The sequence below is a fragment of the Lentzea sp. NPDC004789 genome (assembly GCF_053601075.1).
Genome location: NZ_JBSGBE010000033.1, coordinates 37,825 through 64,342, shown reverse-complemented (window position 1 = coordinate 64,342; position 26,518 = coordinate 37,825). Strand labels below are relative to the sequence as shown.

At 68.6% G+C, this 26,518-nt stretch carries 25 protein-coding genes, 2 tRNA genes and 1 other RNA gene; 16 read left to right on the top strand and 12 right to left on the bottom strand.

Going from position 1 to position 26,518, the window contains the following annotated elements; translation table 11 throughout:
- Nucleotides 1-11 precede the first annotated feature (11 nt).
- The 3 genes from ACWEIJ_RS43175 to ACWEIJ_RS43165 are packed head-to-tail and all read right to left on the bottom strand — an operon-like array spanning nucleotide 12 to nucleotide 2,320.
- Nucleotides 12-1,322 (bottom strand): ABC1 kinase family protein, encoded by a 1,311-nt coding sequence (locus tag ACWEIJ_RS43175; RefSeq protein ID WP_449843100.1) that lies wholly within the window; start codon nucleotides 1,320-1,322, stop codon nucleotides 12-14.
- Nucleotides 1,319-2,119: a hypothetical protein gene (locus tag ACWEIJ_RS43170; RefSeq protein ID WP_449843099.1), complete on the bottom strand. Its 801-nt coding sequence runs from the start codon at nucleotides 2,117-2,119 to the stop codon at nucleotides 1,319-1,321. Before ACWEIJ_RS43170 ends, ACWEIJ_RS43175 begins: the two co-directional genes overlap by 4 nt.
- Nucleotides 2,120-2,164: 45 nt before the next feature.
- Complete coding sequence (locus tag ACWEIJ_RS43165) at nucleotides 2,165-2,320, bottom strand: DUF5679 domain-containing protein (protein ID WP_169774275.1); 156 nt, start codon at nucleotides 2,318-2,320, stop codon at nucleotides 2,165-2,167.
- Between the two features lie 195 nt (nucleotides 2,321-2,515).
- Here ACWEIJ_RS43165 and ACWEIJ_RS43160 point away from each other — a divergent pair, with 195 nt between their 5' ends.
- Entirely contained in the window at nucleotides 2,516-3,043 is a 528-nt protein-coding gene (locus tag ACWEIJ_RS43160; protein ID WP_449843098.1) for a M48 metallopeptidase family protein, read from the top strand.
- A gap of 157 nt (nucleotides 3,044-3,200) precedes the next feature.
- Here ACWEIJ_RS43160 and ACWEIJ_RS43155 read toward each other — a convergent pair whose 3' ends face one another.
- Nucleotides 3,201-4,508 carry a zinc-dependent metalloprotease gene (locus tag ACWEIJ_RS43155; RefSeq protein ID WP_449843097.1) on the bottom strand — a complete coding sequence of 436 codons (1,308 nt, stop codon included), beginning with the start codon at nucleotides 4,506-4,508 and terminating at the stop codon, nucleotides 3,201-3,203.
- A gap of 44 nt (nucleotides 4,509-4,552) precedes the next feature.
- On the opposite strand from ACWEIJ_RS43155, the gene ACWEIJ_RS43150 reads away from it, so the two are divergent.
- The gene (locus tag ACWEIJ_RS43150; RefSeq protein WP_449843096.1) at nucleotides 4,553-5,632 is read left to right on the top strand and encodes a YlbL family protein; all 1,080 of its coding nucleotides are present in this window, start codon (nucleotides 4,553-4,555) and stop codon (nucleotides 5,630-5,632) included.
- Nucleotides 5,633-5,825: 193 nt separating this feature from the next.
- On the opposite strand, the gene ACWEIJ_RS43145 is transcribed toward ACWEIJ_RS43150, so the two are convergent.
- Nucleotides 5,826-6,365, bottom strand: a complete 540-nt coding sequence (locus tag ACWEIJ_RS43145) for a PPA1309 family protein (protein WP_449843095.1) — start codon at nucleotides 6,363-6,365, stop codon at nucleotides 5,826-5,828.
- 94 nt (nucleotides 6,366-6,459) lie between these two features.
- On the opposite strand from ACWEIJ_RS43145, the gene ACWEIJ_RS43140 reads away from it, so the two are divergent.
- The 3 genes from ACWEIJ_RS43140 (at nucleotide 6,460) to ACWEIJ_RS43130 (ending at nucleotide 9,908) form a co-directional block, all read left to right on the top strand.
- Entirely contained in the window at nucleotides 6,460-9,462 is a 3,003-nt protein-coding gene (locus ACWEIJ_RS43140) for a UPF0182 family protein (protein ID WP_449843094.1), read from the top strand.
- 53 nt (nucleotides 9,463-9,515) lie between these two features.
- A tRNA-Met gene (locus ACWEIJ_RS43135) sits at nucleotides 9,516-9,589 on the top strand.
- A gap of 245 nt (nucleotides 9,590-9,834) precedes the next feature.
- Nucleotides 9,835-9,908 (top strand) — tRNA-Met (locus ACWEIJ_RS43130).
- Nucleotides 9,909-9,992: 84 nt separating this feature from the next.
- On the opposite strand, the gene ACWEIJ_RS43125 is transcribed toward ACWEIJ_RS43130, so the two are convergent.
- On the bottom strand, nucleotides 9,993-10,193 hold the full coding sequence (locus tag ACWEIJ_RS43125; RefSeq protein ID WP_030470381.1) for a hypothetical protein: 201 nt from the start codon (nucleotides 10,191-10,193) through the stop codon (nucleotides 9,993-9,995).
- A 389-nt stretch (nucleotides 10,194-10,582) separates the two neighbouring features.
- On the opposite strand from ACWEIJ_RS43125, the gene ACWEIJ_RS43120 reads away from it, so the two are divergent.
- The 6 genes from ACWEIJ_RS43120 (at nucleotide 10,583) to smpB (ending at nucleotide 14,866) form a co-directional block, all read left to right on the top strand.
- Entirely contained in the window at nucleotides 10,583-11,083 is a 501-nt protein-coding gene (locus tag ACWEIJ_RS43120; RefSeq protein ID WP_449843093.1) for a PadR family transcriptional regulator, read from the top strand.
- Nucleotides 11,084-11,144: 61 nt separating this feature from the next.
- The gene (gene prfB / locus ACWEIJ_RS43115; RefSeq protein ID WP_449843092.1) at nucleotides 11,145-12,245 is read left to right on the top strand and encodes a peptide chain release factor 2; all 1,101 of its coding nucleotides are present in this window, start codon (nucleotides 11,145-11,147) and stop codon (nucleotides 12,243-12,245) included.
- Nucleotides 12,246-12,295: 50 nt separating this feature from the next.
- Complete coding sequence (locus ACWEIJ_RS43110) at nucleotides 12,296-12,658, top strand: hypothetical protein (RefSeq protein WP_449843091.1); 363 nt, start codon at nucleotides 12,296-12,298, stop codon at nucleotides 12,656-12,658.
- Nucleotides 12,659-12,727: 69 nt separating this feature from the next.
- Nucleotides 12,728-13,417 carry a cell division ATP-binding protein FtsE gene (gene ftsE / locus ACWEIJ_RS43105; protein ID WP_086666930.1) on the top strand — a complete coding sequence of 230 codons (690 nt, stop codon included), beginning with the start codon at nucleotides 12,728-12,730 and terminating at the stop codon, nucleotides 13,415-13,417.
- Nucleotides 13,418-13,456: 39 nt separating this feature from the next.
- Nucleotides 13,457-14,359, top strand: coding sequence for a permease-like cell division protein FtsX (gene ftsX / locus ACWEIJ_RS43100; protein WP_449843090.1), 903 nt, complete (start codon nucleotides 13,457-13,459; stop codon nucleotides 14,357-14,359).
- 30 nt (nucleotides 14,360-14,389) lie between these two features.
- A complete protein-coding gene (smpB, locus tag ACWEIJ_RS43095) occupies nucleotides 14,390-14,866 on the top strand; it encodes an SsrA-binding protein SmpB (protein ID WP_204764515.1) in 477 nt (158 codons plus the stop codon).
- Between the two features lie 7 nt (nucleotides 14,867-14,873).
- Here the strand turns inward: smpB and ACWEIJ_RS43090 are convergent, their stop codons facing one another.
- Both ACWEIJ_RS43090 and ACWEIJ_RS43085 read right to left on the bottom strand, forming a co-directional pair.
- Entirely contained in the window at nucleotides 14,874-15,515 is a 642-nt protein-coding gene (locus tag ACWEIJ_RS43090; RefSeq protein WP_449843089.1) for a response regulator transcription factor, read from the bottom strand.
- Complete coding sequence (locus ACWEIJ_RS43085; protein ID WP_449843088.1) at nucleotides 15,503-16,741, bottom strand: sensor histidine kinase; 1,239 nt, start codon at nucleotides 16,739-16,741, stop codon at nucleotides 15,503-15,505. The genes ACWEIJ_RS43090 and ACWEIJ_RS43085 overlap by 13 nt, the downstream gene beginning before the upstream one ends.
- Nucleotides 16,742-16,862: 121 nt before the next feature.
- Between ACWEIJ_RS43085 and ssrA the strand changes: the two genes are divergently transcribed.
- Nucleotides 16,863-17,235, top strand: a transfer-messenger RNA (tmRNA) gene (ssrA, locus tag ACWEIJ_RS43080).
- A gap of 150 nt (nucleotides 17,236-17,385) precedes the next feature.
- Here the strand turns inward: ssrA and ACWEIJ_RS43075 are convergent.
- Complete coding sequence (locus ACWEIJ_RS43075) at nucleotides 17,386-18,285, bottom strand: saccharopine dehydrogenase (RefSeq protein ID WP_449843087.1); 900 nt, start codon at nucleotides 18,283-18,285, stop codon at nucleotides 17,386-17,388.
- 53 nt (nucleotides 18,286-18,338) lie between these two features.
- Between ACWEIJ_RS43075 and ACWEIJ_RS43070 the strand changes: the two genes are divergently transcribed.
- The 4 genes from ACWEIJ_RS43070 to menC are packed head-to-tail and all read left to right on the top strand — an operon-like array spanning nucleotide 18,339 to nucleotide 22,521.
- Nucleotides 18,339-19,286 carry a helix-turn-helix domain-containing protein gene (locus ACWEIJ_RS43070; protein WP_449843086.1) on the top strand — a complete coding sequence of 316 codons (948 nt, stop codon included), beginning with the start codon at nucleotides 18,339-18,341 and terminating at the stop codon, nucleotides 19,284-19,286.
- A gap of 25 nt (nucleotides 19,287-19,311) precedes the next feature.
- Entirely contained in the window at nucleotides 19,312-20,724 is a 1,413-nt protein-coding gene (locus ACWEIJ_RS43065; protein WP_449843085.1) for an amino acid permease, read from the top strand.
- Nucleotides 20,714-21,421: a hypothetical protein gene (locus tag ACWEIJ_RS43060; RefSeq protein WP_449843084.1), complete on the top strand. Its 708-nt coding sequence runs from the start codon at nucleotides 20,714-20,716 to the stop codon at nucleotides 21,419-21,421. Before ACWEIJ_RS43065 ends, ACWEIJ_RS43060 begins: the two co-directional genes overlap by 11 nt.
- A complete protein-coding gene (gene menC / locus ACWEIJ_RS43055; protein ID WP_449843083.1) occupies nucleotides 21,418-22,521 on the top strand; it encodes an o-succinylbenzoate synthase in 1,104 nt (367 codons plus the stop codon). The genes ACWEIJ_RS43060 and menC overlap by 4 nt, the downstream gene beginning before the upstream one ends.
- Here the strand turns inward: menC and ACWEIJ_RS43050 are convergent.
- The 3 genes from ACWEIJ_RS43050 to hrpB are packed head-to-tail and all read right to left on the bottom strand — an operon-like array spanning nucleotide 22,506 to nucleotide 26,504.
- Nucleotides 22,506-23,108 carry an HD domain-containing protein gene (locus tag ACWEIJ_RS43050; RefSeq protein ID WP_449843082.1) on the bottom strand — a complete coding sequence of 201 codons (603 nt, stop codon included), beginning with the start codon at nucleotides 23,106-23,108 and terminating at the stop codon, nucleotides 22,506-22,508. The genes menC and ACWEIJ_RS43050 overlap by 16 nt on opposite strands.
- Nucleotides 23,105-24,187 (bottom strand): macrolide family glycosyltransferase, encoded by a 1,083-nt coding sequence (locus ACWEIJ_RS43045; protein WP_449843081.1) that lies wholly within the window; start codon nucleotides 24,185-24,187, stop codon nucleotides 23,105-23,107. The genes ACWEIJ_RS43050 and ACWEIJ_RS43045 overlap by 4 nt, the downstream gene beginning before the upstream one ends.
- A 46-nt stretch (nucleotides 24,188-24,233) precedes the next feature.
- Nucleotides 24,234-26,504, bottom strand: coding sequence for an ATP-dependent helicase HrpB (gene hrpB / locus ACWEIJ_RS43040; protein WP_449843080.1), 2,271 nt, complete (start codon nucleotides 26,502-26,504; stop codon nucleotides 24,234-24,236).
- Between the last annotated feature and the right edge of the window lie 14 nt (nucleotides 26,505-26,518).

Here is a 26,518-nt window from a genome sequence, read left to right as displayed (position 1 = left end):
ACTCGGACGAGTTAGTCGTCGAATCCCGGTTGCCAGCGGGCGACGATTTCCCGTGCGGTCACATGGGCGTCCAACTGGCAGAGAATGCCCGTCGCGCCCAATGTCACGCGGTGAATCAGCAGGTATTGCGGCGGGAGGTTCAGGGACCTGCCCGTTTGCGAGTCCGGGCTGCGCAGGTCGCCCACCCGTTCGGCCTGGGACTGCAGCCAGCGGCGGGTGAAGTGGAACGACTCGGCGCGCAGCGGCTCGACGAACGGGGCCAGGTAGCCGAGGACGTCGTCGCCGTTCAGGGCCATGCCCTCGCGGATGAAGTTCTCGGTGCGCAGCAGCTCGACCAGGTCGGCGGACCTGCCGTCCAGGGCCAGGCGGGTCATCAGGCCCAGGGTCTTCGGCAGGCCGTCGGGGAGGCGGGCGACCGCGCCGAAGTCGATCACGCGCAGGCGGCCGTCGTCGCCCAGCATGAAGTTGCCGGGGTGCGGGTCGGCGTGCAGCAGGCCGGAGCGGGACGGGGCCGAGAAGTGGAACTCGGCCAGGAGCTGGCCGGCCAGGTCGCGGTCCTCCACCGAACCCTCGCGGATGATCGTCGAGAGCCCTACGCCGGAGGTCCACTCGGTCACCATGACCTTGGGCGCCGAGGCGACGACGCGCGGGACCAGCACGTGCGGGTCGTTCTCGAAGGCCTTGGCGAACGTGCGCTGGTTGGCGGCCTCGTCGCGGTAGTCGAGCTCCTCCAGGTACCGGTCGCGCAGCTCCTCCAGCAGCGGGCGCACGTCGGTGCCGGGCATGATCGCCTGCAGCAGCCGGGAGAACCGCAGCAGCTGCTTCAGGTCCGCGCGCAGGGCCTCGTCGGCGCCGGGGTACTGGACCTTCACCGCCACGTCGCGGCCGTCGTGCCACACCGCGCGGTGCACCTGGCCGATGGACGCCGACGCGGCCGGTTCGTCGTCGAACGACTGGAAGCGCTTCGTCCAGGACGCGCCGAGCTGTTCGGCCAGCACGCGGTGGGTCGTGCGGGCGGGCATCGGCGGGGCCGCGGTCTGCAGCTTGGTGAGGGCCTCGCGGTACGGGGCGGCGAGCTCGTCCGGGACGGCCGCCTCGAAGACGCTCAGCGCCTGGCCGAACTTCATCGCGCCGCCCTTGAGCTGGCCGAGCACCGCGAAGACCTGTTCCGCGGTCTTGGCCGTCACCTCGGCGTTGACCTCGTCGGCCGCGCGTCCGGTCAGTCGCTTCCCCCAGCCACCGACCACCCGGCCGGCCACCCCGAGCGGGAGGCTCGCCAGCTTGGCGGTGCGCTGCACGGCCTTGCGCGGAATCTCGGTCACTCGGCCATGTTATGTGCGGAGCACTGACAGTCAGGGTGCGGATACCAGCTTCGCCTCTCAGCAACTCCCGCCACCAGGTCGAGTTCGAGAGTGGCGTTGAGCACGGGCGGCGGGGCCAGGTCGCGGGTGCGGACGTAGATCAACGACTCCAGGATCTGCACCACGGCCAGCGCTGCCGTGCCCGACGCGTACAGCACGTCGGAGGACGCCGGTTTGCCCACGAGCTGCGTCGCGATGACCGGCCACGCCGGGTCCTGGTCGGCGCGGTGCAGGTCCGCGCAGTTGAGGCAGGAAGAACGACCAGGCAGGACCAACGGCCCGACGATGCCCACGCCCTCACGCACGCGCACGGCCAGATGCGGCGTGCGCGACGCCATGAGTGCGTTCACGAGGGTCGGATCGGGCACCTGCGTCGCCGCCAGCACCGTCAGGTCCGCGTGATGCGCCAGGCGCACGCCTGATTCAGCTAGAAGCGAAGTAATTGAAAGCGCAAGGTGTCCGGCGCCGTGCACGGCGGCCGTCGCGCCCTTCGCGGGGGAGCCGGTGTCGAGCAGGCCCGCCTCTTCGAGCGAGACGAGAACGTCGGTCAGCTGATCGGGGTCCTCGCCGCGTTCTTTCAGTCTTTCACCCAGTTCAGCGACGGTGTGGCGGCCGTCGAGGATGATCAGCTCGTCGATGAGCGCCTCGGGCAGCGAGTCGATCACCACGGCGTGCTTCGGGTCGGTGCCGACCTGCACGACGCCGGGGCCGCGGCGCACCACGGCGAGTCCTGCACGTACGCGAGGTCTGATGTCCACATGGGAAAGACTGGCAGGGGGCGACGCCCCCTGCCAGCGGAAACGTCAAACCTTGGCCTTGCCGAGGATCCGCGTCATCTTCGTGCCGCAGACTGGGCAGGTGCCCTTCGCCATGCGCCGGCCGTTGGTCTCCTCGACCTTGCCGTCGAAGTCGCGCTTCTCCCGACACTTGACGCAGTAGCCGTTGTACTTCTCGGCCACAGCCCCTCCCTTGCAGTTGTGAGTGCGGACACACTCGGGGACCTTGGCGCGAAGGTACCTGGGCGCGGCCGCGAATCCGCGCATGTCGATTCCGCGCGTGTCCAGCCGCCGTTCGGTGGAACTTCACCCGCCGGGTGCGGGCGTGCGGCCGGTTGGGGGCCGAAAATTGTCGGTGCCGACGTTTACGGTGACTGCATGGCCGAACCGCGGGTGGAGGTGCGGCGGAGCCCCCGGCGCCGCCGCATGGTCAGCGCGTACCGGGAGGGCGACACCGTCGTCGTCCTTCTGCCGGCACGGATGACCAAGGGGGAAGAGAAGCACTGGGTGGCGGAGATGTTGAGCCGCCTCCAGCGCAGCGAGACGCGCAGGAGATCCCCTGCGCGGACGTCGGACGAGGCGCTGATGGCGCGCTGTGCCGAGCTGTCGGCGCGGTACCTGGACGCGCTCGCCGACCCCGTCAGCGTGCGCTGGGTGCCGCCCATGCGCACGCGCTGGGCGTCCTGCACGCCGACCGAGGGCACGATCCGCGTGTCCGAGCGTCTGCGTGAGGTGCCACCGTGGGTGCTCGACTACGTGCTGGTGCACGAGCTCGCGCACCTGCTCGTGCCAGGGCACGGCAAGGACTTCTGGGAGTGGGTGCACCGCTACCCGAAGTCCGAGCGGGCCATGGGTTACCTGGAGGGCATCTCGGCCGCCGCGGACCTGGGACTGTCCGAGGACTGAGTGCCCCCGCTACGCGAAAAACGCCCGGCGAGGGTGTGCTCGTCGGGCGTTTCGCGTTTGCTCAGGCGTGAGGTGTGCTCGCGAAGAGCGTGCCGTCACTCGTTCAGGTGGCTTCTGGGAGCGGCCGCCGAACCCGGAGACTTGTTCGGAAGATCGATCAGCTCTGCTCGGGCTTGTCGTCCTCGGGCTTGCCCTCGTCCGCGCGCATCGTGCGTTCGAGCTCGGCGATCGGGTCCTCGAGAGCCTTGCGGGTGTTGGTCAGGCGCTCGGCGAACTCCAGCGGGTCGTCCAGATCCTCGGCGGACGGGATGAGCTCGGCGTGGTCCCACACGCTGTCGCGCACCTCGACGCCGTGCTGGTCGCCGATGAGCTTCCACAGCGCAGAGGCGGCACGCAGCCGGCGGGGCCGCAGTTCGAGACCGACCAGGGTCGCGAAGGTCTGCTCGGCCGGGCCGCCGGAGGCGCGGCGGCGGCGCAGCGTCTCGCGCAGCGCGGGGGCACCGGGCAGGCGGTCGGCCACGGCGGCGTCGACCACGACGTCCACCCAGCCCTCGACCAGGGCGAGGAGGGTCTCCAGACGGGTCAGCGCGGCCTTCTGCTCCGGGGTCGTCTGCGGTTCGAGCAGGCCCGAGCCCATGGCCTCCTCGATCGAGGCGGGGTTCGACGGGTCGATCTGGCCCGCGAGCTGCTCCAGGGCGGAGGTGTCGACCTTGATGCCCTTGGCGAACTCCTCGACCGTGTCGAGCAGGCGCTGCCGCAGCCACGGCACGTGCGTGAAGAGGCGCTGGTGAGCGGCCTCGCGGGCGGCCAGGAACACCATCACCTCGGAGGCCGGGCGCTCCAGGCCCTCGGTGAACTTCTCGATGTTCGCGGGCAGCAGCGCCGCCGTGCCCTCGGGACCGAGCGGCAGGCCGACGTCGGTGGAGGTGAGGACCTCGGCACCAAGCTGCGCCAAAGCGTTGCCCAGCTGTGACCCGAAGGCCATGCCGCCCATCTGGCCGAGCATCGACAGCAGCGGACCGGCCGCCTGCTTCGCCTCGGCGGGCATCGCCTCGACCCACGCGGTGGACATGCGCTGCGCGACCGGATCGCACAGGCGCTGCCAGGTCGGGATGGTGCGTTCGATCCAGTCGCGGGCGGTCCACGCCTGCGTGGTGCGGGTGCCGGCGGGCAGCGAGGTGACCGGGTCGAGCCACATCTCGGCCAGGTGCACGGCGTCCGTGACCGCGCTCGACTGGTCGGCGGCGAACCCGATCGTGGTCGTCGTCGAGGACAGCTGCTGGAACGCGATCTGCTTGGCGAGGTCGTAGTTCACCGGTCCGCTGGACGACCCGGCGCTGCTCAGCATCGCGCCCAGCTGGCTCAGCATGTTGCCCAGCTGGCTGAAGTCGAACGGGTTGTCTCCCGGCTTCCCGCTCTTGTCGTCGGGGTCGTGCGGGCTGAACCCGAACGGCACGTCACTCATGCCTCTACCGTACGCGGATCCACATGGTCGTACGCTGTTCAGCCGTGAGTGAAACCGTCACGACCGCACCCCCGCCCGCGCCCCCGCCGAGGGAGCGCGGACTGACCCGCCGGACGTGGACGCTGATCATCAGCTTCCTAGTGGTGGCGGCACTCGGACTGCTCGGCGGTTTCGCCAGAGTCCCGTACGTCGCGCTGGGTCCCGGCCCGACCTACGACGTGCTCGGCAAGGTCAAGGACACCGACGTGGTCTCGGTGGACGGCCAGAACACGTTCCCCACCGGCGGAACCCTGCGCATGACCACGGTCTCGCTCACCGACGACGTGTCGCTCTTCGGCGCACTCAGCCTGTGGCTGTCCGGTCGCTACGCCCTCGCACCGCGCGAGGAGTTCTTCAAGCCGGGTGAGTCCGAGGAGGAGGTGCAGAAGAACAACGAGCTCGCGTTCAGCGAGTCCCAGACCTCCGCGGAGGTCGCCGCGCTGCACTACCTCGGCTATCCGGGCAAGGTGATCGCGAACCAGGTGACCAAGGGCAGCCCCGCGGAGAACGTGATCCCGCTCGGCGCCCGCATCATCTCGGTCAACGGCAAGCAGGTGCAGAGCTCGGCCGACGTGAGCGCCGCGCTGGAGAACACCAAGCCGGGCGACCACATCGAGGTGGCCTTCGAGAAGGACGGCACCTCGAAGTCGACCCAGATCACCCTCGGCACCCGCGACGACGGCCGCCCGGCGGGCTTCATCGGCATCTCGCCGGTCGACCGCGCCGACGTGCCGTTCAAGATCAAGATCAGCCTGTCCGACGTGGGCGGCCCGTCCGCCGGCCTGATCTTCGCGCTGGCGATCGTCGACAAGCTGACGCCGGGAGAGCTCAACGGCGGCAAGGCCATCGCGGGCACCGGCGAGATCACCGGCGACGGCACGGTCAAGCCGATCGGCGGCATCGCGTTCAAGATGGTGGCGGCGAAGGAGGCGGGCGCGACGACGTTCCTGGTGCCGTCGGCGAACTGCCAGGACGCGAAGCAGCAGGCTCCCGAGGGCCTGAAGCTGATCAAGGTCGAGAACCTCAAGGACGCGGTGTCGTCGCTGGAGGCGCTCAACGCGGGCAAGGACACGCCCAGCTGCTGACAGCCCGGGCAGGTCGTGAATCGACGAGCCGCAGTGCATCGCAATTCCGGAGTGGGCAAGCCGACACCCGGATTGCGGTGCATCAGTCCGGAACGCGTCGGCTCCCGGCTGTTGTCCGCTGACCGCGAACACGAGAGATCACAACCCCGGCGCGATCACGTGCCGGGGTTGTGCCAGCCTGGAGGCGTGACGACTAGGGCCGCAGCGTGGCGAGCAGGGCGTCGGTGAGGTTGGGCGCGAGCTCGGGGTGCTCGACGACCTCCTCCGGCACCTCGACCGTCCCGCGCAGCCGCAGCACGCAGGAGACGGAGCCGTCGCGCAGCACCGCGGCCACCAGGCGCGCCTCGCGGCGGGCCGGGTGTTCGGCGGCGAACCTGCGGGCCGCCTCGTCGTCGAGGTCCCCGTGGCTCAGCTCGGTCTCCGCCTCCGGGGGCAGGACGACGATCTCCTGGGCCAGCGCGCAGCCGGTGACGGCCGGCGGCCACTCGATGCCGGCCAGCGCGTCGCCCAGGTCGCCTTCCAGCGCGTCCTGGGCGATCGGCGTCAGCGGGGACGACTCCGGGTCGAGCTGGGACCGCAGCTCCGGCTGCTGGGCGATCAGGTCTGAGGTGGCCACGAGGGCGAAGAGTTGCGGGGGCTGCTCCCAGCCGCCTGCCGCTACGAACTCCTCTACCTCGCGGGCGACCGTCGGGAGGATGACCGCTGGCGTTTCACTCGCTGACACGCGTGTCATCGTAAGACCGTCGGCTTCACGGGAACCCAGGGCGTCGTCCGTAGAGTTGGACTAAACGTACGTATTGAAATTCCGCGATCCAGGAGCGTGCCTCGTGGCCACACGGCCTCCAGTCGGACTGCCGAAACTGTCCCGACGCAGCCGAATCCTGCTCATCGTAGGTGTTGTGCTCCTGTTCGGTCTCATCATGGGATCGCGGTTGCTCGACACCTACGTGAACTGGCTGTGGTTCGGCGAGGTGAATTTCCGCAACGTCTACAGCACAGTGCTGCTCACCAGGCTGGGGCTGTTCCTGGCCGCAGGGGTCGTGGTGGGCGGCGTCGTCGCCCTCAACCTGTACCTCGCGTACCGGTCGCGGCCGGTGTTCGTGCCGGTCTCCGGGCCGGACGACCCGGTGGCCCGCTACCGCACCGTCGTGATGCGGCGGATGCGGTTGTTCGCCATCGGGATCCCGGTGTTCATCGGGTTGATCGCGGGTGCGTCGGCGCAGGCTGACTGGCAGTTCGTCCAGCTCTTCTTCAACGCCCAGCCGTTCGGCGTCACGGACCCGCAGTTCGGGCACGACATCGGCTTCTACGCGTTCAAGCTGCCGTTCTACGAGTGGCTGCTGTCGTGGCTGTTCATCACGACCGCGGTGTCGTTCATCGGCTCGGTGATCGCGCACTACCTGTTCGGCGGCATCCGGCTGGCCGGTCGCGGTGGCCAGCTCTCCGGCCCGGCTCGGCTGCACCTCGCCCTGGTCGCCGGCACGTTCGTGCTGCTGAAGGCGGTCGCGTACTTCTTCGACCGGTACGAGTTGCTGTTGCACGAGAACGAGAAGTTCGTCGGCGCGAGCTACACCGACCTCAACGCGGTGCTGCCGGCCAAGCTGATCCTGCTGTGCATCGCGGTGTTCTGCGCGGTCGCGTTCTTCGCCGGCGCGTTCATGCGCAACGTGCAGCTGCCCGCCATCGCGACCGTCCTGCTGGTGCTGTCGAGCGTGCTCGTCGGCGCGGCGTGGCCCGCGGTGCTGGAGCAGTTCTCGGTCAAGCCGAACGCCATCCAGAAGGAAGCCGAGTCGATCAAGCGCAACCTCTCGGCGACACGGCAGTCGTTCGGGCTGACCGACGACAAGGTCTCGACGAAGCCGTACGAGGGCAAGCAGACCGTCACCAACGACCAGATCAAGGCGAACGACGCGGCGACGCTGGGCAACATCCGCCTGCTCGACCCCGCCGTGCTGTCGCGGACCTTCACGCAGTTCACGCAGCTGCGGCCGTTCTACGGGTTCCCGAACAAGCTCGACGTCGACCGGTACAAAGTGGACGAGAAGCTGCGCGACTACATCGTCGCCGTTCGCGAGCTCAAGCTCGACAGCCTGCCGCAGGGGCAGCGCGACTGGATCAACCAGCACCTCATCTACACGCACGGCAACGGCTTCGTCTACGCCGAGGCGAACAAGGTCAACGCCGACGCCGACCAGACCAACGGCGGATACCCGGACTTCAAGACCGGTGAGGTCGCGCCGGACGGCACGGTCCGCAACGCCGAGAACGGCATCCGGGTCGACCAGCCGCGCACGTACTACGGCGAGCTGTTCGGCGTGAACGACTACTCGATCGTCGGCGGCAGGCCGCAGGGTTCGGCCGCGGAGTACGACACGGACTCGAAGTCCTACACCTACACCGGTGCCGGCGGTGTCCCGATCGGCAACCTGTTCAACAAGCTGGCGTTCGCCACCTACTACGGCGAACGGAACATCCTGTTCAACCAGTCGATCGCGGACGACTCGAAGATCCTGTTCAAGCGCACGCCGCGCGACCGCGTGCAGGCCGTGGCGCCGTGGCTGACCGTGGACAGCGACCCGTACCCGGCCGTCGTCAACGGCCGCATCACGTGGATCGTCGACGGCTACACCACGCTCGACAACTACCCGTACGCGCAGCGCACCCAGCTCAGCGACGCCACGAACGACTCGCTCACCGCGGACGGCGTGGTCGCCTCGCAGGCCAACAAGCCCATCAACTACATCCGCAACTCGGTCAAGGCCACTGTGGACGCCTACGACGGCACGGTGAGCCTGTACGCGATCGACGAGAAGGACCCGGTCCTCAAGGCGTGGATGGGTGTGTTCCCGGGCACGGTCAAGCCGGCCAGCGAGGTGTCCGACGAGCTGCGCCAGCACTTCCGCTACCCGGAGGACCTGTTCAAGGTCCAGCGGCAGATCCTGTCGAAGTACCACGTGCAGTCCCCGTCGGACTTCTACTCGGGTGTCTCCTACTGGGCGGCGCCGCAGGACCCGACGATCGACAACGTGACCACGGCGCAGGCCCAGCAGGACGCGGCGAGCAAGCGCAGGGACGCCCAGCCGCCGTTCTACGTCCTCGCCGGTGACCCGACCGACGCGAGCAAGGTCCGCTTCCAGCTGACCAGCCCGCTCGTCCGCGAGAACCGGGAGTTCATGGCGGCCTACGTGTCAGTGGGATCCGACCCGGACAACTACGGCAAGATCAACGTGCTCCAGCTCAACACCGACGCCAAGGGCCCGCAGCAGATCCAGACGCAGTTCCTCACGTCGGACAACGTCAGCCGCGAGCTCAACCTGCTGGCACAGCAGAAGACGACCGTCGTCTACGGCAACCTGCTCACCCTCCCGGTGGGCGGCGCGCTGCTCTACGTCGAACCCGTCTACATCGAGCGCGCGTCCAACAACACGTCGTACCCGCAGCTGTCCAAGGTGCTCGTCTGGTACGGCGACCGGGTCGGTTACGCGTCGACGCTGGGTGAGGCGCTGGAACAGGTGCTGAGCGGCACCGGGTCGGTCGTGCCGCCGCCGAACAACAGCAACGGCAACGGTCAGACCACCACGCCGCCGTCGACGACACCGCCGACCAACGGGGCGTTGAGCCCCGACCTGCAGAAGGCGGTCAACGACATCGACTCGGCGCTGTCCGACATCAAGAAGGCGCAGTCGAACGGTGACTTCGCCGCGCTCGGCCAGGCGTACCAGCGCCTGGACGACGCGACGAAGCGGTTCAAGCAGTACAACACCGGGGCCGCTTCACCGCCGCCGACGGGCCAGTCGTCGGTGGCTCCCAGCCCCACTCCGTCGGGCTGACCGGCCGATTTGCATTCAGCTGCTCCCCCCGCGTAAGGTTCTATTCATACCGACGCGGGGTGGAGCAGCTCGGTAGCTCGCTGGGCTCATAACCCAGAGGTCGCAGGTTCAAATCCTGTCCCCGCTACAAAGTGGGAGAGCCCTGTCTGCACAGAACGCAGACAGGGCTTTTTCGCATTTCACATTGGGGGCGGAGCCCCCAAACCCCACCCCGGGGGCAAGCCCCCGGACCCCCGGCCGCCTGGCCTTCGGCTTCGGCGGCATCCACTTCGCGCGGTGACCTGCGGGGATGCTGGTCGGTGGGGGGTGGTGAAATCGGGTTTTGTCGGGGTGTATAGTTCTACCTACAACAGCAAGACAAGCTAGAAGCGGCGCGGGGTGGAGCAGCTCGGTAGCTCGCTGGGCTCATAACCCAGAGGTCGCAGGTTCAAATCCTGTCCCCGCTACTGGACAGAAGGCCGGAACCGTCAGGTTCCGGCCTTCTGCTTATTCAAGGTCACCTCGACCTGCCCTTTCGGGGCAGGTGTGGTTCAGGTCATGTTCTCCGCCCAGTACTGCGCGCACAGCATGCTGGAGCAGATCCGGCCCTCGCCGTTGACCGTGCGGTGCTTGCGGATCTGCTTGCCGCACACCATGCACTCGTCCTTGCCCGCCTGCTCCGGGATGCCTCCGGTCATCCACGCCACCGTGTGCGCCGCCACCTTCTTGTGATCCAGCCACTTGATGTTCATCGTCCCGACCTCCGTGGTGTCGTCCGCCTGCCTGTCCGGCAATGATCATTTTCCCGGTTGTGCAGGCTGGGGAAAGAGGTGCGCGCGGACATCACCAGGTCGTGCGACGAAGGCTCACGTCCGTCCATTCGGGTGGCTCCGGCCGGTGAGAGCCGTACCGCCGATCGAGTGAGATCGGGGGACTTTCGTTTCTGCGAAAGGGTTTTTCCATCCGGGATGGACACGGACGGTCAAGCGGCCAAACGCGTGAGGTGCGGAAACTGCCGCTTACTCAGCGAGACTTTTCGTTGCTCCGCATGGCCCATCGGACTAGCCCGGTGATCAGCCACTGTGGACAGAACGGCTGACCATTGTGGACAGCTTCCCTCAGACGTGGGAACGTTGTCTTTGTGTCAGACCTGAATGCGACCGCAGCCGCCCTGCTCGGGCTGCTGCACGACGGACCCAAGACCGGTGGCCAGTTGGTTGCGGAGGCAGGAGACCGCTTCGGCGCGTTCTTCAGCGTCACCCGCAGCCAGGTGTACCGCGAGCTGCCCGCGCTGGCCGACCAGGGCCTGCTGCGTCTCGGCAAGCAAGGACCGCGGTCCAGCCAGCAGTACGTGCTCACCGCGGCGGGCAAGAAGGCCTTCAAGAACTGGCTGCTGTCCGAGCCCGGCCCGGACCACCTCCGCAGCCCGCTCATCCTGCGCCTGGTGCACGCCGGCTCGCTGACCGCGAAGCAGCGCGAGGCCCTGATCACGACCGCGCGCTCGACGTACGGTCAGGAGCAGGAGAGCGCGAAGAGCGCGGCCAAGACTGCGGAGGACCCCTACGCCAAGGCGGTGGCCGAGTTCGGTCTCGCTCACGCGAAGGCCGTTCTCAAGCTGCTCGACGCGATCCCGACCGCGTAGAAGAGAGCGCCAGCGAAGCACCGGTCGCGACCGACGACCGGTGCTGGCGTAATCTTTTGCCGTGAACCCGGACGTCGAAGCAGACATCAAGGACCTCTCCGCCACGCTCTCGAGCATCGAGGCGGTGATGGACCTCGATGGGTTGCGCGCCGCGGTCGCGGATCTGGAGGAGCAGGCGGCGAAGCCCGACCTCTGGGACGACCAGGAGAAGGCGCAGAAGGTCACCAGCCAGCTCTCCCACAAGCAGGGCGAGCTGCGTCGCGTCACGGGCCTGCGCGAGCGCCTCGACGACCTCCCGCTGCTCTACGAGCTCGCGGAGGAGGCCGAGGACGCCGAAGCCCAGGCCGACGCCGACAACGACCGCGCCAAGCTGCGCGAGGAGATCGCGTCGCTGGAGGTCCGCACGCTGCTGTCCGGCGAGTACGACGAGCGCAACGCGCTGGTCACCATCCGTGCCGAGGCCGGTGGCGTCGACGCCGCGGACTTCGCCGAGATGCTCCTGCGCATGTACTCGCGCTGGGCCGAGCGCCACAACTACGGCATCGACGTGTTCGACACGTCCTACGCGGAAGAGGCGGGCATCAAGTCCGCGACGTTCCGCGTCACCGCCCCCTACGCCTACGGCACGCTGAGTGTCGAGCAGGGCACGCACCGTCTCGTGCGCATCTCGCCGTTTGACAACCAGGGCCGCCGCCAGACGTCGTTCGCCGGTGTCGAGGTCGTGCCCGTCGTCGAGCAGACCGACCACGTCGAGATCGACGAGAAGGACCTGCGCGTCGACGTCTACCGCTCGTCCGGCCCCGGTGGCCAGGGCGTCAACACGACCGACTCGGCGGTGCGCCTCACGCACATCCCGACCGGCATCGTGGTGTCCTGCCAGAACGAGCGCTCGCAGCTGCAGAACAAGGCCACGGCCATGAACGTCCTGCAGGCCAAGCTGCTGGAGCGGCGCAGGCAGGAGGAGCAGGCGAAGCTCGACGCGCTGAAGGACTCCGGGTCGAGCTGGGGCAACCAGATGCGCTCCTACGTGCTGCACCCGTACCAGATGGTCAAGGACCTGCGGACCGAGCACGAGGTCGGCAACCCGTCCGCGGTGCTGGACGGGGAGATCGACGACTTCCTCGAGGCCGGCATCCGGTGGCGCAAGCAGAGCCAGGCGTAAGCGAGTTCCGGGGCTTCGTCCACGAGTTCGCCCGTCGCACGAGTGGCGAGGTGGCGGAGTTCAGGCTCGCCCGGTACGACACCCCGAACTTCCACCAGGGCGTGCTCACGTACCGCGATCGGACGGTCGCGGTTGTGGGCACGCGCTACTACGGGCGGATGACCCTCGCTGAACCGAGGGTCATCGATTTCGCCCACGGCAGCGTGAGCACGATGCCGCTGACGTTCCTCGACGAACCGGATCTGGTGGCCGTTCTCACGGATCTGGCGGCCCAGACGAAGTACCGGATCTACTCGAAAGCCGAGCTGGACGGGCCGTTCGACGCCGCTGCCTGGCCGGAGATGTCCGCGAACGACCTCCGGTACTGGCGGCCGCAGACGCTGGGTGCCGCCCTCTTCAACTGGTGGGACTGAGCCCCTTCCGGGGGTCGGAAGTTAACCGGAACGGGGGCTTTACCCGGCCCATGGGTAGACTCGCGCCTCGTGATTCGTCTCGAACACGTTTCCAAGGTCTACAAGACCTCCACGCGTCCTGCGCTCGACGACGTGTCCGTCGAGATGGAGAAGGGCGAGTTCGTCTTCCTGATCGGGCCTTCCGGGTCCGGCAAGTCGACGTTCCTGCGCTTGCTGCTGCGCGAAGAGGTGCCGACCAGGGGACGCGTCTACGTCTCCAACTTCGACGTCGCCAAGATGTCGCGGCGCAGGGTCCCCCGTCTGCGCCAGTCCATCGGCTGCGTGTTCCAGGACTTCCGTCTTCTGCCGACGAAGACGGTCGCCGAGAACGTGGCCTTCGCCCTGGAGGTCATCGGCAAGCCTCGCAACACCATCGTCAAGGTGGTGCCGGAGGTGCTGCAGCTGGTGGGCCTCGACGGCAAGGAGGACCGGTTCCCGACCGAGCTGTCCGGTGGTGAGCAGCAGCGCGTCGCGATCGCCCGTGCGTTCGTGAACAGGCCGCTGGTGCTGATCGCCGACGAGCCGACCGGAAACCTGGACCCCGACACGAGCCAGGACATCATGTTGCTGCTGGAGCGGATCAACCGCACCGGCACGACGGTCATCATGGCCACCCACGACCACGGCATCGTCGACTCGATGCGCCGCCGTGTGGTGGAGCTGGCGTACGGCAAGGTCGTCCGTGATGACGCGCGCGGTGTTTACGGCGTCGGCCGTTAAACACTCCTAACCCCCGACCCCCAAGGAACCCCGCCCCCGATGCGTACCAGCTTCGTGTTCAGCGAGGTCGTCACCGGACTTCGCCGGAACGTCACGATGACGATCGCGATGATCCTCACGACCGCCATCTCGCTCGGGCTGCTCGGCGGTGGCCTGCTCGTCGTCCGCATGGTCGACAAGATGCAGGCCAACTACGCGGGCAAGCTCGAGGTCTCCGTGCTGCTGACCAACGATGTCAGCGCCAACGACAAGGACTGCACTCAGCAGCCCTGCGCGGGTCTGCGTTCCCAGCTCGAGCAGACCTCCGGTGTCGAGACAGTGGTGTTCCAGAACCGCGACGAGGGCTTCGAGCGCTTCAAGCGGATCTTCGAGGCGCAGCCCGAGCTGCTCAAGCTCGCGCGGCCGGAGGCCATTCCGGCGACGTTCCGCATCAAGCTGACGGACCCGGACCGCACCGACGTCATCAAGAAGGCCTTCGACGGCAAGCCCGGCGTCAAGGGCGTCGACGACCAGGGCAAGTTCCTCGAGCGGTTCTTCGAGGGCCTCAACGGTCTGCGCGACGTCGCCCTGATCCTCGCGCTCATCCAGGCGTTCGCCGCGTTGCTGCTGATCTCGAACACCATCCAGGTGTCGGCGTTCACCCGCCGCGTCGAGGTCGGCATCATGCGCCTGGTCGGTGCGACCCGGTGGTACACGCAGCTGCCGTTCCTCATCGAGGCGGTCGTCGCGGGCATCATCGGCGCGGTGTCCGCGGTCGCCGGCCTGGTGCTGTTCAAGGCGTTCTTCCTCGACCGGATCACCAGGAACCTCACCGAGTCGGGCATCATCCCGCCGATCGGGTACCTGGACATCCTCATAGTCTCGCCGTGGCTGTTCCTCGTCGCGATCGTCATCTCGGCCACGACGGGCTACGTGACACTGCGTCTCTACGTGCGGCTTTAACGGTTGTGCTGACCACGTAGAGTTGTCGTCATGGTCAAGGAACGCGGGCAGAAGGCCATCGCGTCGAACCGCAAGGCTCGGCACGACTGGACCATTCTGGACACCTATGAGGCGGGCATTCAGCTCGTCGGCACCGAGGTGAAGAGCCTGCGCATGGGACGGGCGTCCCTCGTGGACGCCTTCGCCCAGGTCGACGACGGCGAGATCTGGTTGCACGCGCTGCACATCCCGGAGTACGTCGCGGGGACGTGGACGAACCACGACGTCCGGCGCAAGCGCAAGCTCCTGCTGCACAAGCACGAGATCGAGCGACTGATCGGCAAGACCAAGGAGTCCGGTCTGTCGCTCATCCCGTTGCAGATGTACTTCAAGGACGGTTACGTCAAGGTCGAGATCGCCCTCGCCAAGGGCAAGAAGGCCTACGACAAGCGTCAGGACATCGCCAAGCGGGACGCCAACCGGGAGATCGCGCGGGCGCACGGACGGGCGCTGAAGGGCCGTTACTGACCCTGCTTCAGCTGTCGAGGTAGGCGAGCACCGCCCGCACGCGGCGGTGCTCGGAGTTCGACGGCTCCAGGCCGAGCTTGGCGAAGATGTTGCCGACGTGCTTCTCCACGGCGCCGTCGGACACCACGAGAGTGCCGGCGATGGCCGTGTTGGACAGTCCCTGTGCCATCAGCCCCAGCACCTCGCGTTCGCGCGGCGTCAACGAGTCGACCGGGCTCTTCTTGCTGCGCACCATGAGCTGTGTGATCACCTCGTGGTCGATGCTCGTGCCGCCGTCGGCGACCCGTCGCACCGCGTCGACGAACTCCTTCACGTCCGCGACCCGCTCCTTGAGCAGATAGCCGACCCCGCTCGCACCGCCCGCGAGCAGCTCCACGGCGTAGCGCTCCTCGACGTACTGCGAGAGCACCAGCACCGGCAGCCCCGGATGGCGGCGGCGAGCCTCGATGGCGGCGCGCAGGCCCTCGTCGGTGAACGTCGGGGGCATCCGCACGTCCACCACGCACAGGTCCGGCCGGTGCTCGGTCACGGCGTCGAGCAGGTCGTCGCCGTTCTCCACGGCGGCAACGGTGTCGATGCCCTCGTCGGCGAGCAGCCGCTGCACGCCTTCCCTCAGCAGCACCGAATCCTCGGCGATCACCACACGCACGGCAACTCCGCTCGAATCACGGTCGGCCCGCCAACGGGGCTGACGACGACAACCACACCGTCGATCGTGGCAGCGCGGTCGGCCAGCCCGGCGAGACCGCCGCCCGGCTTCAGCTCGGCGCCGCCCCGACCGTTGTCGGTGACCTCCACCAGCACGCCCTCCTGGACCCGGTTGACCTTCACGGTCGCCCTGGTGGCGTTGGAGTGCTTGGTGATGTTCGTGAGCGCCTCGCCGACGGTGAAGTACGCGGCGCTCTCGACCGCTGTCGGTGGGCGCGGGTCGACGTCCACCTGGAGCTCGACCTCGATCGGCACGCGCGCGGCCAGCGCGGAGAGGGCCGCGTCGAGGCCGCGGTCGCCCAGCACGGACGGGTAGATGCCGCGCGCCAGGTCGCGCAGCTCCTTGATGGCGAGCTTCGCGTCCGCGTGCGCCTCGGCGATGAGCGCGGCCGCGCCCTCCGGGTCCGTGTCCATTTTGGACTTCGCCCGGCCCAGGCCCATGGCCACCGCGACCAGCCGTTGCTGCGCGCCGTCGTGCAGGTCGCGTTCGATGCGCCGGCGCTCCGCCTCGGCCGCCTCGACACCCCGCGCCCGGCTGGACTGCAGCCGTTCCGCCTCGATCGCCAGCTCGTCGGCCCGCGTCGGCCCGAGCAAGGCGCGCGCCATCCTGCCGTGCATCGAACCCAGCGCCCGGACGCCCATGAGCGCGACCGGGATCAGCGCCAGCCCGATGGCCGTCACCGGCAGCGCGGAGAAGAACGAGTCGATGGTCCAGAACTCGCCGACGACGATCGCGAACGGCGCCTCACCGATCCAGAACGGCACCGCGAGGAACGCGCCCACCACCGAGATGATGGCGACCACCGCGGCGAACTCGAGCGCACCCGCCGGCAGCAGGAGCGCCAGATAACCGAGATCACGCCACGTCGCCGGATCGGTGAACTGGTGCTTCCACCGCTGCCAGAGCGTGCCCGTCGGCTGCTCCCGGTACGGCCTGGGGACGTCCGCGCGCAACGCGACCCTGACCCACGCCCGCTCCATCGTCGCGCCGCCGCGCACCACGTTCATCGCGAGCCACAGGATCGGCAGACCGACCCACAGCACCGACGTCGCGAACCCGACCACGAGCAGCACCGCGGAGAGGGTGAACCAGAAGATGCCGGTCACCAGGTTGGTCAGCAGGTAGAACCCGGCTGCGAGCGCGTTCGGTTTCCTCATGCCGTCCATGGTGTCGTTCTCGCTGGTCAGGGACCATCAGGCTAGCCAGGCGGTCCGTGGTGGGGACAGCCCTACCTGCCTCGGGAAGAACTGATTGGCCCCGGTCGTTATGCTATGCGTACCACTACAAGGGGGTGAACGGTTTCGACTGTGGACGTTGATTCAGGGGAAGCGTGCCGGTGCAGGCGAGAGACCACCGCAAGCGTCATCGCAAACCAATAAGCGCCACGTCTAACGACCAGCGCGCGTTCGCTCTCGCCGGCTGAGGCGAGTAGCAACGCTGTCGGCCTAGGAGTGCCTTCGGCCTAGAGTCCGGCATCAGCTAGAGGGCTTACCAGCAGTCCCGGTCGCGGGGACTGTTCGGGAAACTCACAGCGACTGGGCCCGTCACACCAGCTTGTTCGCGTGACTGGTGGGGTCAAGCAGAGGCGAAGCGAACTGCGCACGGAGAAGCCCTGATGAGCCGCCACAGGACCCGGGTTCGATTCCCGGCACCTCCACTCGGCCGAAGGCTGCTCAGCGGCCTTCGGCCGCTTTCGCCTTGCTCGTTCCGGGTGTTTTCTGGGGGCCGAGCCCCCAGACCCCCAGCCGGGGCTGCGCCCCGGACCCCCCTTCGGGGCTTCGCCCCTGGGGGTTCAGGGGGGTCAGGGGGGTCAGGGGGTCAGGGTGGTCAGGAAGTCTGGGGCGTTGAACATTGCGCCTGCTGAGGCTGCCCCGGTGATCTTGAAGCGGCCTGTTAGCAGGCGTTCTGTTGCCTCGACCGCCAGTGGTGCGCTTGCTGCGTAGATGTCGCGGCCCGCTGCGGTCATCCTGCGTTCTTCGTTGCCTCGGCGTACGCGGACGTCTACCTCGAAGGTTTCTGGGGTTGTGCGGTCGGCGGCTTTGGTCAGGCCGTTGGCTGCTGTGGTGGACATGTAGGAGGTCACTGAGGGGATTTGCAGGTGGCTTGGGATTGTGACGATGTCGGCCATTGAGAACTCGGCGATCACCTCGCGTGGGCCGCTCGGGAAGTTCCAGTGGAGGGTCTGCGGCGGGTCTGAGTGGTATTGCAGGGCGCCGTCGCGGAAGCGGACGCGCCGGCCCGCCCGTCTCTCGTGGGAGATGGCGCCGGCGGTCAGCGTGCCTGGGGTGGGTTGCCAGTTGCTCAGGCCGTAGGCGATGTGGGCTGAGTCGGCGGTGGGCCAGTCGGCCATGGCGGCGGTGACCAGCAGGTCGCCCAGGCCGCCGAAGAACGCCATCGCGGGCACGGCCGGGATCGTGGCGCCGCGGGCGAACGTGTCGGCGTTCGCCTCGATCTCGGCGGCTACGTCGACGTACGGGATGCCCGCGCGTTCGGCGGCGGAGATCAGAGGGAGGGCCGTCACGGCGAACGGGCCTGCCGTGTTGATCACCGCGTCGGCACCCGCGAGCGACCGGTCGAGTGCGAAAGGGTCGTCGGCGGTTGCCTGGGCGCGGCCGAACGGGAGTGGGGTGAAGCCGCGTTTTTGCAGTTCTGCCACTACGAAGCGGCCCGTTGTGCCGGAGGCGCCGTACACCGCGATCTTGTGTCCCATGTGGACCATTGAAGTCGTGGGGTTGAGAACGGGCTAGTGTCTGGAACGACGTGATGCGTACAGTTTCGGACATGCTTGCGTTTGCCGTGACGGAGGGGATGCTTCACTTCGAGCTGGCCGCCGCGTACGAGATCTTCGCCGCGCCGCAGCTGGACTACGAGGTCAGAATCTGCGGCAACCGGCCGGTGCGGGTCGGGCGGTTCACGATGGAGCCGGATTTGGCCCTTGACCAGCTCGAACGGGCTGACACGGTGATCGTGCCCGCTCTTGCGGACGTGGACGAGCCGATCGAGCCCCAGCTGGTGGAGGCCGTGCGAAAGGCCCACGAGCGGGGTGCTCGGATCGTGTCGTTGTGCACCGGGGCGTTCGTGCTGGCGGAGGCGGGGGTGCTCGACGGGCTGCGCGCGACCACGCACTGGGCGCACACGGACGTGCTGGCGGAGCGGTATCCCCTGGTCGAGGTTGATCCGGATGTGTTGTACGTCGACAACGGGCAGGTGCTGACCAGCGCGGGCAAGGCGGCGGCGATCGATCTGAGTCTGCACCTGATCCGCGGCGACCACGGCGCGGCGACGGCCAACACGGCGGCGCGTCGGCTCGTGGTGCCGCCGCATCGGGACGGTGGGCAGGCGCAGTTCGTCCTCGCGCCGGTGCCGGCGGAGGAAGGTCATCCGCTGACGGAGCTGTTCGACTGGGTGAGCACGCGGCTCGGCGAGGCGTTGACCGTCGAGGACCTGGCGCGTCAGGCGAACATGAGCTCGCGTCACCTCGCCCGGCTCTTCAAGGTGGTGACGGGCACCACGCCGTTGCAGTGGCTGCACGTCCAGCGGATCCGGCGGGCCCAGGAGCTGTTGGAGATGACCGACGACAGCGTGGACCAGATCGCCGAGGCGTCCGGCATGGGCACCGCCACGACGTTGCGGAGGCATTTCCACCGAACGGTCGGTGTGCCGCCGGACACATACCGGCGCACGTTCCGCCCGGTTGGTGGCCGCCGATAACTGACTCACCGGTTAGGTTGGTCGGATGAGCAACGAGCAGCGCGTCGGGGCGCGGGTGTTGCGGCGCAAGCCGATCGATCAGCTGACGCATCCCGGTAGCGAGATGAAGCGCACCATGGGGGTCGGGCACCTCACGATGATCAGCATCGGTGCCACGCTCGGCACCGGCATCTTCGTCGTGCTGGGGCAGGCGGTGCCGAAGGCCGGGCCCGCCATCGTCGTGTCGTTCGTGCTCGCCGGCATCACCGCGTTGTTCTCCGCACTGTCGTACGCCGAGCTCGCGGGCCTCATCCCCGCGTCCGGCTCGTCGTACTCCTACGCCTACGCCACGCTCGGCGAGATCGTCGCGTGGGTGTGCGGCTGGTGTCTCGTGCTGGAGTACGGGGTCTCGGTGGCGGCGGTCGCCGTCGGGTGGGGGCAGTACATCAACGAGCTGCTGCACCTGGTGACAGGGCTGAGGATTCCGGACGTGCTGAGCCAGCCGCCGAGTGAGGGCGGGATCATCAACATCCCGGCCGTGCTGGTCGTGGTGCTCTCGATGCTGGTGCTGCTCGGTGGTTCCAAGGGCAGTGCGCGCACGAACACGATCCTGGTGTGGGTGAAGGTCGGTTCGCTGCTGATGTTCTGCGCGGTCGCGTTCACCGCGTTCAAGGCGGGCAACCTGCAGCCGCTGTTCCCGTTGGGGCTGGCCGGGATGAGCGCCGGCGCGGCCACGTTGTTCTTCTCCTACATCGGGTTCGACGCCGCGTCGACCGCTGGTGAGGAGGCCAAGAACCCGCAGCGCGACCTGCCGCGCGCGATCATCCTGTCGCTGGTCGTCATCACGGCCCTGTACTGCGCGGTCGCGCTGGCCGCGGTCGGCGCGATGCCGTGGCAGTCGTTCGAGGGCGCTGAGGCCGCGCTGAGCCAGGTGCTGACCGAGAACGTGAGCGGTCAGATCTGGCCGATCCTGCTGTCGATCGGCGCGGTGGTGGCGACCGCGTCCGTGGTGCTCACCGTCCTTTACGGACAGACGCGCATCCTGTACGCGATGTCCCGCGACGGGCTGGTACCGCCGGTTTTCGCGAAGCTCAGCCCGAGGACCGGTGTGCCGTACGTCAACACGGTGATCGTCGGATCCTTCATCGCCGTCCTCGCCGCGTTCGTGTCGCTGGGCTCGCTGGCCGACGTGACCAGCATCGGCACGCTGTTCGCGTTCGGTCTGGTCAACATCGCGGTGATCATCCTGCGCCGCACCGAACCGGACCGGCAGCGGAGCTTCCGGGTGCCGTTCTCGCCGGTCACGCCGTTGCTCGGGCTGGCGTTCTGCATCTACATGATGTTCAGCCTCGGGCTGCCGTCGTGGATCGCGTTCATCGTCTGGATGGTGATCGGGTTCGGCATCTACTTCGGGTACAGCGTCAGGAAGGCACGCCTTGCGGTTCCAAGTGATCAGTGACGTTCCCGGGATCGCCCGCGTCGCCGCCTACTACGCCGAGGTCTGGGAGACGACCGAGGACGTGCTGTCGACGGAGACGCTGCACTGCCTGCGGCACGCGGGCGGCGCGACCATCGGGGCGTTCGACGGTGACGAGCTGGTCGGTGCGACGACGGGCCTCTTCTGCCCGGACGGGTCGGTGTACTCGATGATCGCGGCGGCGCGGCCCGGTGCCGGGCATCCGTTGAAGCTCGCGCAGCGCGACTGGGCGGTCGGGCTCGGCGCGAAGTCGATGCGGTGGACCTACGACCCGCTGGTGTCGCGCAACGCCCGGTTCAACCTGGTCAAGCTCGGCGCGGTCGTCACCGAGTACACAGTGGACTTCTACGGGCCGATGCGTGACGGCGTGAACGACGGTGACGAGAGCGATCGGCTCACCGTGCAGTGGGACCTCACGGGCGAGCGTGCGGCACGGGAGCCGGTACCCGCCGGTGAGGTCACCTCGACGGCGCCGGACGGGGAACCGTTGGCGCGCACGGACGGCGAGCGGATCTGGTGCCGGGTGCCGCGCGACATCGTGCAGGTGCGCAAGGAGTCGGCAAAGCTGGCGCGTGAGTGGCGAGAAGCGGTGCGCGGCGTGTTCGTCGACGCCTTCGCGCAGGGGTACGCGGCGACGTCGATGTCGCGCGAGGGCTGGTACGAGTTGGAGCGCCGGTGAAGATCGAACGGGTTGAGCTGCTGCACGTCGCGATTCCGCTGGTGTCGCCGTTCCGCACGTCGTTCGGGACGATGACGACCAAGGACACGTTCCTGCTGCGGGTCGTCACGGACACCGCCGAGGGCTGGTCGGAGTTCGCGGCCGACCCGGAACCGCTGTACTGCTCGGAGTTCGTCGGTGCCGCGGAACTGGTGCTGGACCAGCACCTCGTGCCGCGGGTGACGCCTGAGGCCACGGCCGCCGAGGTGCAGCCGCGGACGCACGCGATCAAGGGCCACAAGCTCGCCAAGGCCGCGCTCGAGACCGCGATCCTGGACGCCGAGCTGCGGTCGTACGGCATGCCGATCGGCGCGTTCCTCGGCGCCACCGCGGACCGGGTGCCCGCCGGCGTCTCGGTCGGGATCAAGAACTCGATCCCCGAGCTCATCAGCGACGTCGAGGGCTACCTGGCCGAGGGCTACGCGCGGATCAAGCTCAAGATCGAGCCGGGCTGGGACGTCGAACCCGTCCGGGCCGTGCGCGAACGGTTCGGCGACGTCCTGCTGCAGGTCGACGCGAACACCGCGTACACGCCGGCCGACGCCGAACACCTGCGCCGGCTCGACGAGTTCGACCTGCTGCTGATCGAACAGCCGCTGGAGGAGGACGACATCCGCGGGCACGCGCTGCTCGCCCAGCGCGTCCGCACGCCGATCTGCCTCGACGAGTCGATCACGTCGGCCAGGGACGCGGCCACGGCGATCGCGCTGGACGCCTGCCGGGTCATCAACATCAAGCCCGCGAGGGTCGGTGGCTACCTGGAGGCACGCCGGATCCACGACGTCGCGGTCGCGCACGGGATTCCGGTGTGGTGCGGCGGAATGCTGGAGACCGGCATTGGGCGTGGGCCGAACCTCGCGCTGGCCGCGCTGCCGGGGTTCGTGCTGCCGGGCGACGTGTCGGCGTCACGCCGGTACTTCGCGGAGGACGTGACCGAGCCGTTCGAGCTCAGGGACGGCTTCATGCACGTGCCGACCGGGCCGGGCATCGGCGTCGACCCGATCCCGGAGACGCTCAAGCGGTTCACCACGGCGACGCGCGTGCTCTACGCCAAGGACTGAAGTTCGCGGGCCAGGTTCATCCGCGCGGCGGCGTCCCACAGCTGCCGTGCGGGCTCGGTCACGAACAGCGCCTCGCGGTCGAGCAGCGTCTTCAGCACGTGAGCCCGCCCCACGCGCCACTGGGAGTCGTCGTACTGCGCGTATTCCTGGCGCACGGCCAGGCGGTAGCGGTCGTAGTCCGCCGGTTCGGAGCCGAGGATCGCGAGGTCGGCGTCGAGCAGCACGTGCGCGAGCGGGTCGTCGGACGAGTGCGTGATCGTGGCCAGCACCAACGACTCCACGCGTGCGATGTGCTCTTCTTCCAGCCCTGCCAGGTGTTCCCGCGCCCAGGCCGCGGACGCGCGTTCGTCGTCACCCGGTTTGCCGTCGTAGATCACGTCGTGCGCGCAGGCGGCCAAGGTGAGGACCGCGCGTTCTTCCGGCGTGAACGCGAACGCGTGGGCCAGCGCCCACGAGTCGCGGACGACGGACGCCACGTGGACCGTGTTGTGGTAGGCCCGATGCGGTTCGGCGTAGCGCTCGGCCAGGTCACCGGCGTCCGGTGTGCCGCCGAGCGCGCGGACCGCGTCGTCCCAGATCTGCTTCACCGCGCCAGTTCCTCCTCCACGACGTCGGCGGCGAGCGCGCTGCCGCCCGACTGGTGAATCATCCGCCGCATGTCCTTCACCCGTGCGGAGATCGCCGAGTCTGACGTCAGCTGACCGACCAGCGAACGCACGCCCTCCACCGTGACGCGGTCGAGCACGACGCCGAGCCCGAGCTCCTCGACGCGCTGTCCGTTGAGGCGCTGGTCGGTCATGCGCGGCACGACGATCATGGGAACGCCGTGGTGCAACGCCTCCATCACGCCGCTCAGGCCGCCGTGCGTGATGAAGACGCCGGCGTGCTCCAGCACGGCGAGCTGCGGGACCTCCTCGTGCGCCTCGACGTTCGGTGCGGGGTGCCCGACCTCGCCTTTCGCGACGAGGTGCCACGGCATTCCGCGCGCCGCGTCGGCGCACGTCTGCGCGTCGATCGTGGTGAGCACCACGGGTGTGTCGCCCGGCGGTGTCCACGTGCCCTGGAACCGGCGTTCGGTCAGGCACGGGCCGGTGAACACGAACCGCTCGTCGAACGTGTCGCCCTCCGGCTGGAACTCCCTGGCGAACAAGGCGATCCGGCGCCGCGCGCCCGCGACGAACTCCGGCAGGGAGCTGCCGAGGAACTCCTGGACCCTGGTGAAGAACCGGATCGCCTCGGCGTCGAACGTGCGCGCGGGCACGACCGACGCGCCGAGCGACCAGTGCGCGTTGCTGGTCAGGAAGCTCTCCAGCAACAGGTTCGGCACGTCGAGCCGGCGGGCGAGCACCCCGCCAGCCCAGGCCGCGATGTCCCACAGCACCACGTCCGGCGGGTCCTGCCGGAACCCGTCCTCCAGCTGCGGGAGCATCGATTCGGCCTCGGCGAGCGCGAGCCGCGCGGACGCATAGAGGGACTCCGGCAGCACACCGGGAAGCGTGGTCTCGTACGGGATCGCCGTCGCGCCGCACTCGGTCACGGCCGCGGTGAACGCTGCCGGCACCGGGCAGCTCACGCGGTGCCCGCGGCGCACCAGCTCGGCGATCAACCCGAGCGCGGGCAGGAGGTGTCCGCGCTCGGGCATCAGGAAGATCGCGATGTGCGCCATAGCTGAGACTAACGTTGTTCGATTCCTAATGGTTCAGATCGGTCGCTCACGTGCCCTTGCTGTAGGGCTTTTCGGGCCAGTGGTGCTTGGGATACCTGCCCTTGAGCTCACTGCGCACCCGCAGGTAGCCGTTGCGCCAGAAAGACCTGAGATCGCTGGTCACGGCGGTGGGGCGGCCGGCGGGGGAGAGCAGGTGCACGACCACCGGAACTCCCGCGATCTTCGGCGTGTCGGCCCACTTCATGGCGTCCTGGATGCGGACGGAGAGGATCGGCTGGTCCTGCGTGTAGTCGACCTTGCCCTGGCCGATGCGTTCTGGGGCGAGTTGGTCGAACTCCGCCGCCTCCGGCCACGGCAGCAGGCTCCGCAGCAGCGCGACCGTGTCGATCTTGGCCAGGTCGGAGCGCTTCTTCGCCTTGCCGAGGTCGATCGCGCGGATCAGGTGCTCGTCGTCGACGCTCGGCCAGTCGCGGGTCCGGTGCAGGAACGCCATGCGTTCGCGCAGGCGCTTCGCGGCGTCGGTCCACTTGAGCAGGCCCAGGCCTTCGGTCTCCAGGCCGAGCCGCAGTGCCTGCTGCGACTTGGCGAGGTCGTTCAGCGGCCGTTCGTCGAGGGTGATCGCGCCCAGCTTGCGGACCTCGTTCGCGATGACGTCGCCGTTCCAGCGGATGTCGTCCTCGGTGTGCACGAGGGCGCTGGCGGCGGTGACCGCGAGCTCTTCGTCGGCGGGGGCGGCGAGGCGGATGCGGCCGTGCTTGCTGCCCGGTTCGCGGTCGGCGATCGCGACCGCCAGCCACTTGGCGTGCGAGTCGGTGTGCTCGACGGCCGTGCCGTTGGCCATCAGGTAGACGTTGCTGTTCTTGGACCGGCGTTTCGCCAGCCGTTCCGGGTAGGCGAGTGCGACGACGAGTGCCGGGTCGCCGTTGCCGTGCGGGTTGGTGCCCAGTTTTTCGAGCTTCTCGGCTTCCCCGCGCCACTTTCCCGGTGACTTCAACGCCGTCGCCAGGTCCGTCGTGCTGGGGTGGGCGCTGTCGTCGAGCAGTGCCACGACTTCGGCCGCCGTGCGGTTGCCCGCCAGTTCGCTGCCGTCGATCAGGGCTCGGCCGAGCCGGGGGTGCAGGCCGACGTTCGCGATGCGGTCGCGGCGGTCCGGGTCGAGGGCGCCGATCGCGTTCAGGGTCTCCTGGGCGGCCTTGAGCGCACCCTCGGGCGGAGCGTCCCACCAGTTCAGGCCGCTGCCGTCCGGCGTGCCCCACACCGCCAGTTCGAGGGCGAGCCTGGTCAGGTCGGCGGTCCTGATCTCCGGCTCCGGGTAGCGGGGGAGCGTCGAGTGCTCGTGTTCGGGCCAGCAGCGGTAGACGCGGCCGGGCGCTTCACGTCCGGCTCGGCCCGCCCGTTGGTCGGCGACGGCCTGGGAGACGCGGATGGTGGTGAGCCCGGCCAGGCCTCGGCGGTGGTCGACCCTGGGGACGCGGGCAAGACCCGCGTCCACGACCGCTCGTACCCCGGGGACGGTGAGGCTGGACTCGGCGATGCTGGTCGCGAGCACCACGCGTTGGCGGCTGCCGGGTTTCAGCGCGGCGTCCTGGGTCTGGGCGGTGAGCTGACCGTGCAAGATGACCGTGTCGGCGTTGAGCAGACGCGCGGTCCGGTTGATCTCCTTGACGCCGGGCAGGAACGCGAGCACGTCTCCGTCCACTTCGGACAAGGCCTTGTTGATCGCCCTGGCGACGGTGTTCTCGATGTGCTCGTTGCGGGCCGGCGGGACGTAGGTGATCTCCGTCGGGTACATGCGCGACTCGGTGTGCAGGACCGGGGCGTCGCCGAGCAGGTCGGACAGTCGTTGTGCGGCAACGGTCGCGCTCGTGGCGAGGAGTCTCAGGTCCGGCCGCAGGCCTGCCTTGGCGTCCAGCAGGAGCGTGAGGAGGAGGTCGGCGTCGAGGTGCCGTTCGTGACACTCGTCGAGCAGAACCGTGCCGACGCCCTTGAGCTCCTGGTCGTGCTGGAGCCGGCGGACCAGGAGTCCGCTGGTCACGACCTCGATGCGGGTGTGCCTGCTCGTCTTGCGGTCACCTCGGACCGAGTAGCCGACGGTGTGACCGACCGGTTCGCCCAGGAGGCTCGACATGCGTGCGGCGGCGGCGCGGGCGGCGATGCGGCGCGGCTCGGCGACGACGACCTTGCCGGGCAGCGCGAGCGGGACGAGCGTCGTCTTGCCTGTGCCCGGAGGGGCGACGAGCACGGCCGACCCGTGGTCGTCGAGGGTTCTGAGCAGTTCGGGCAGGACCGACTTCACCGGGAGATCAGGCAGGTGCACATCGCTGAGTGTGT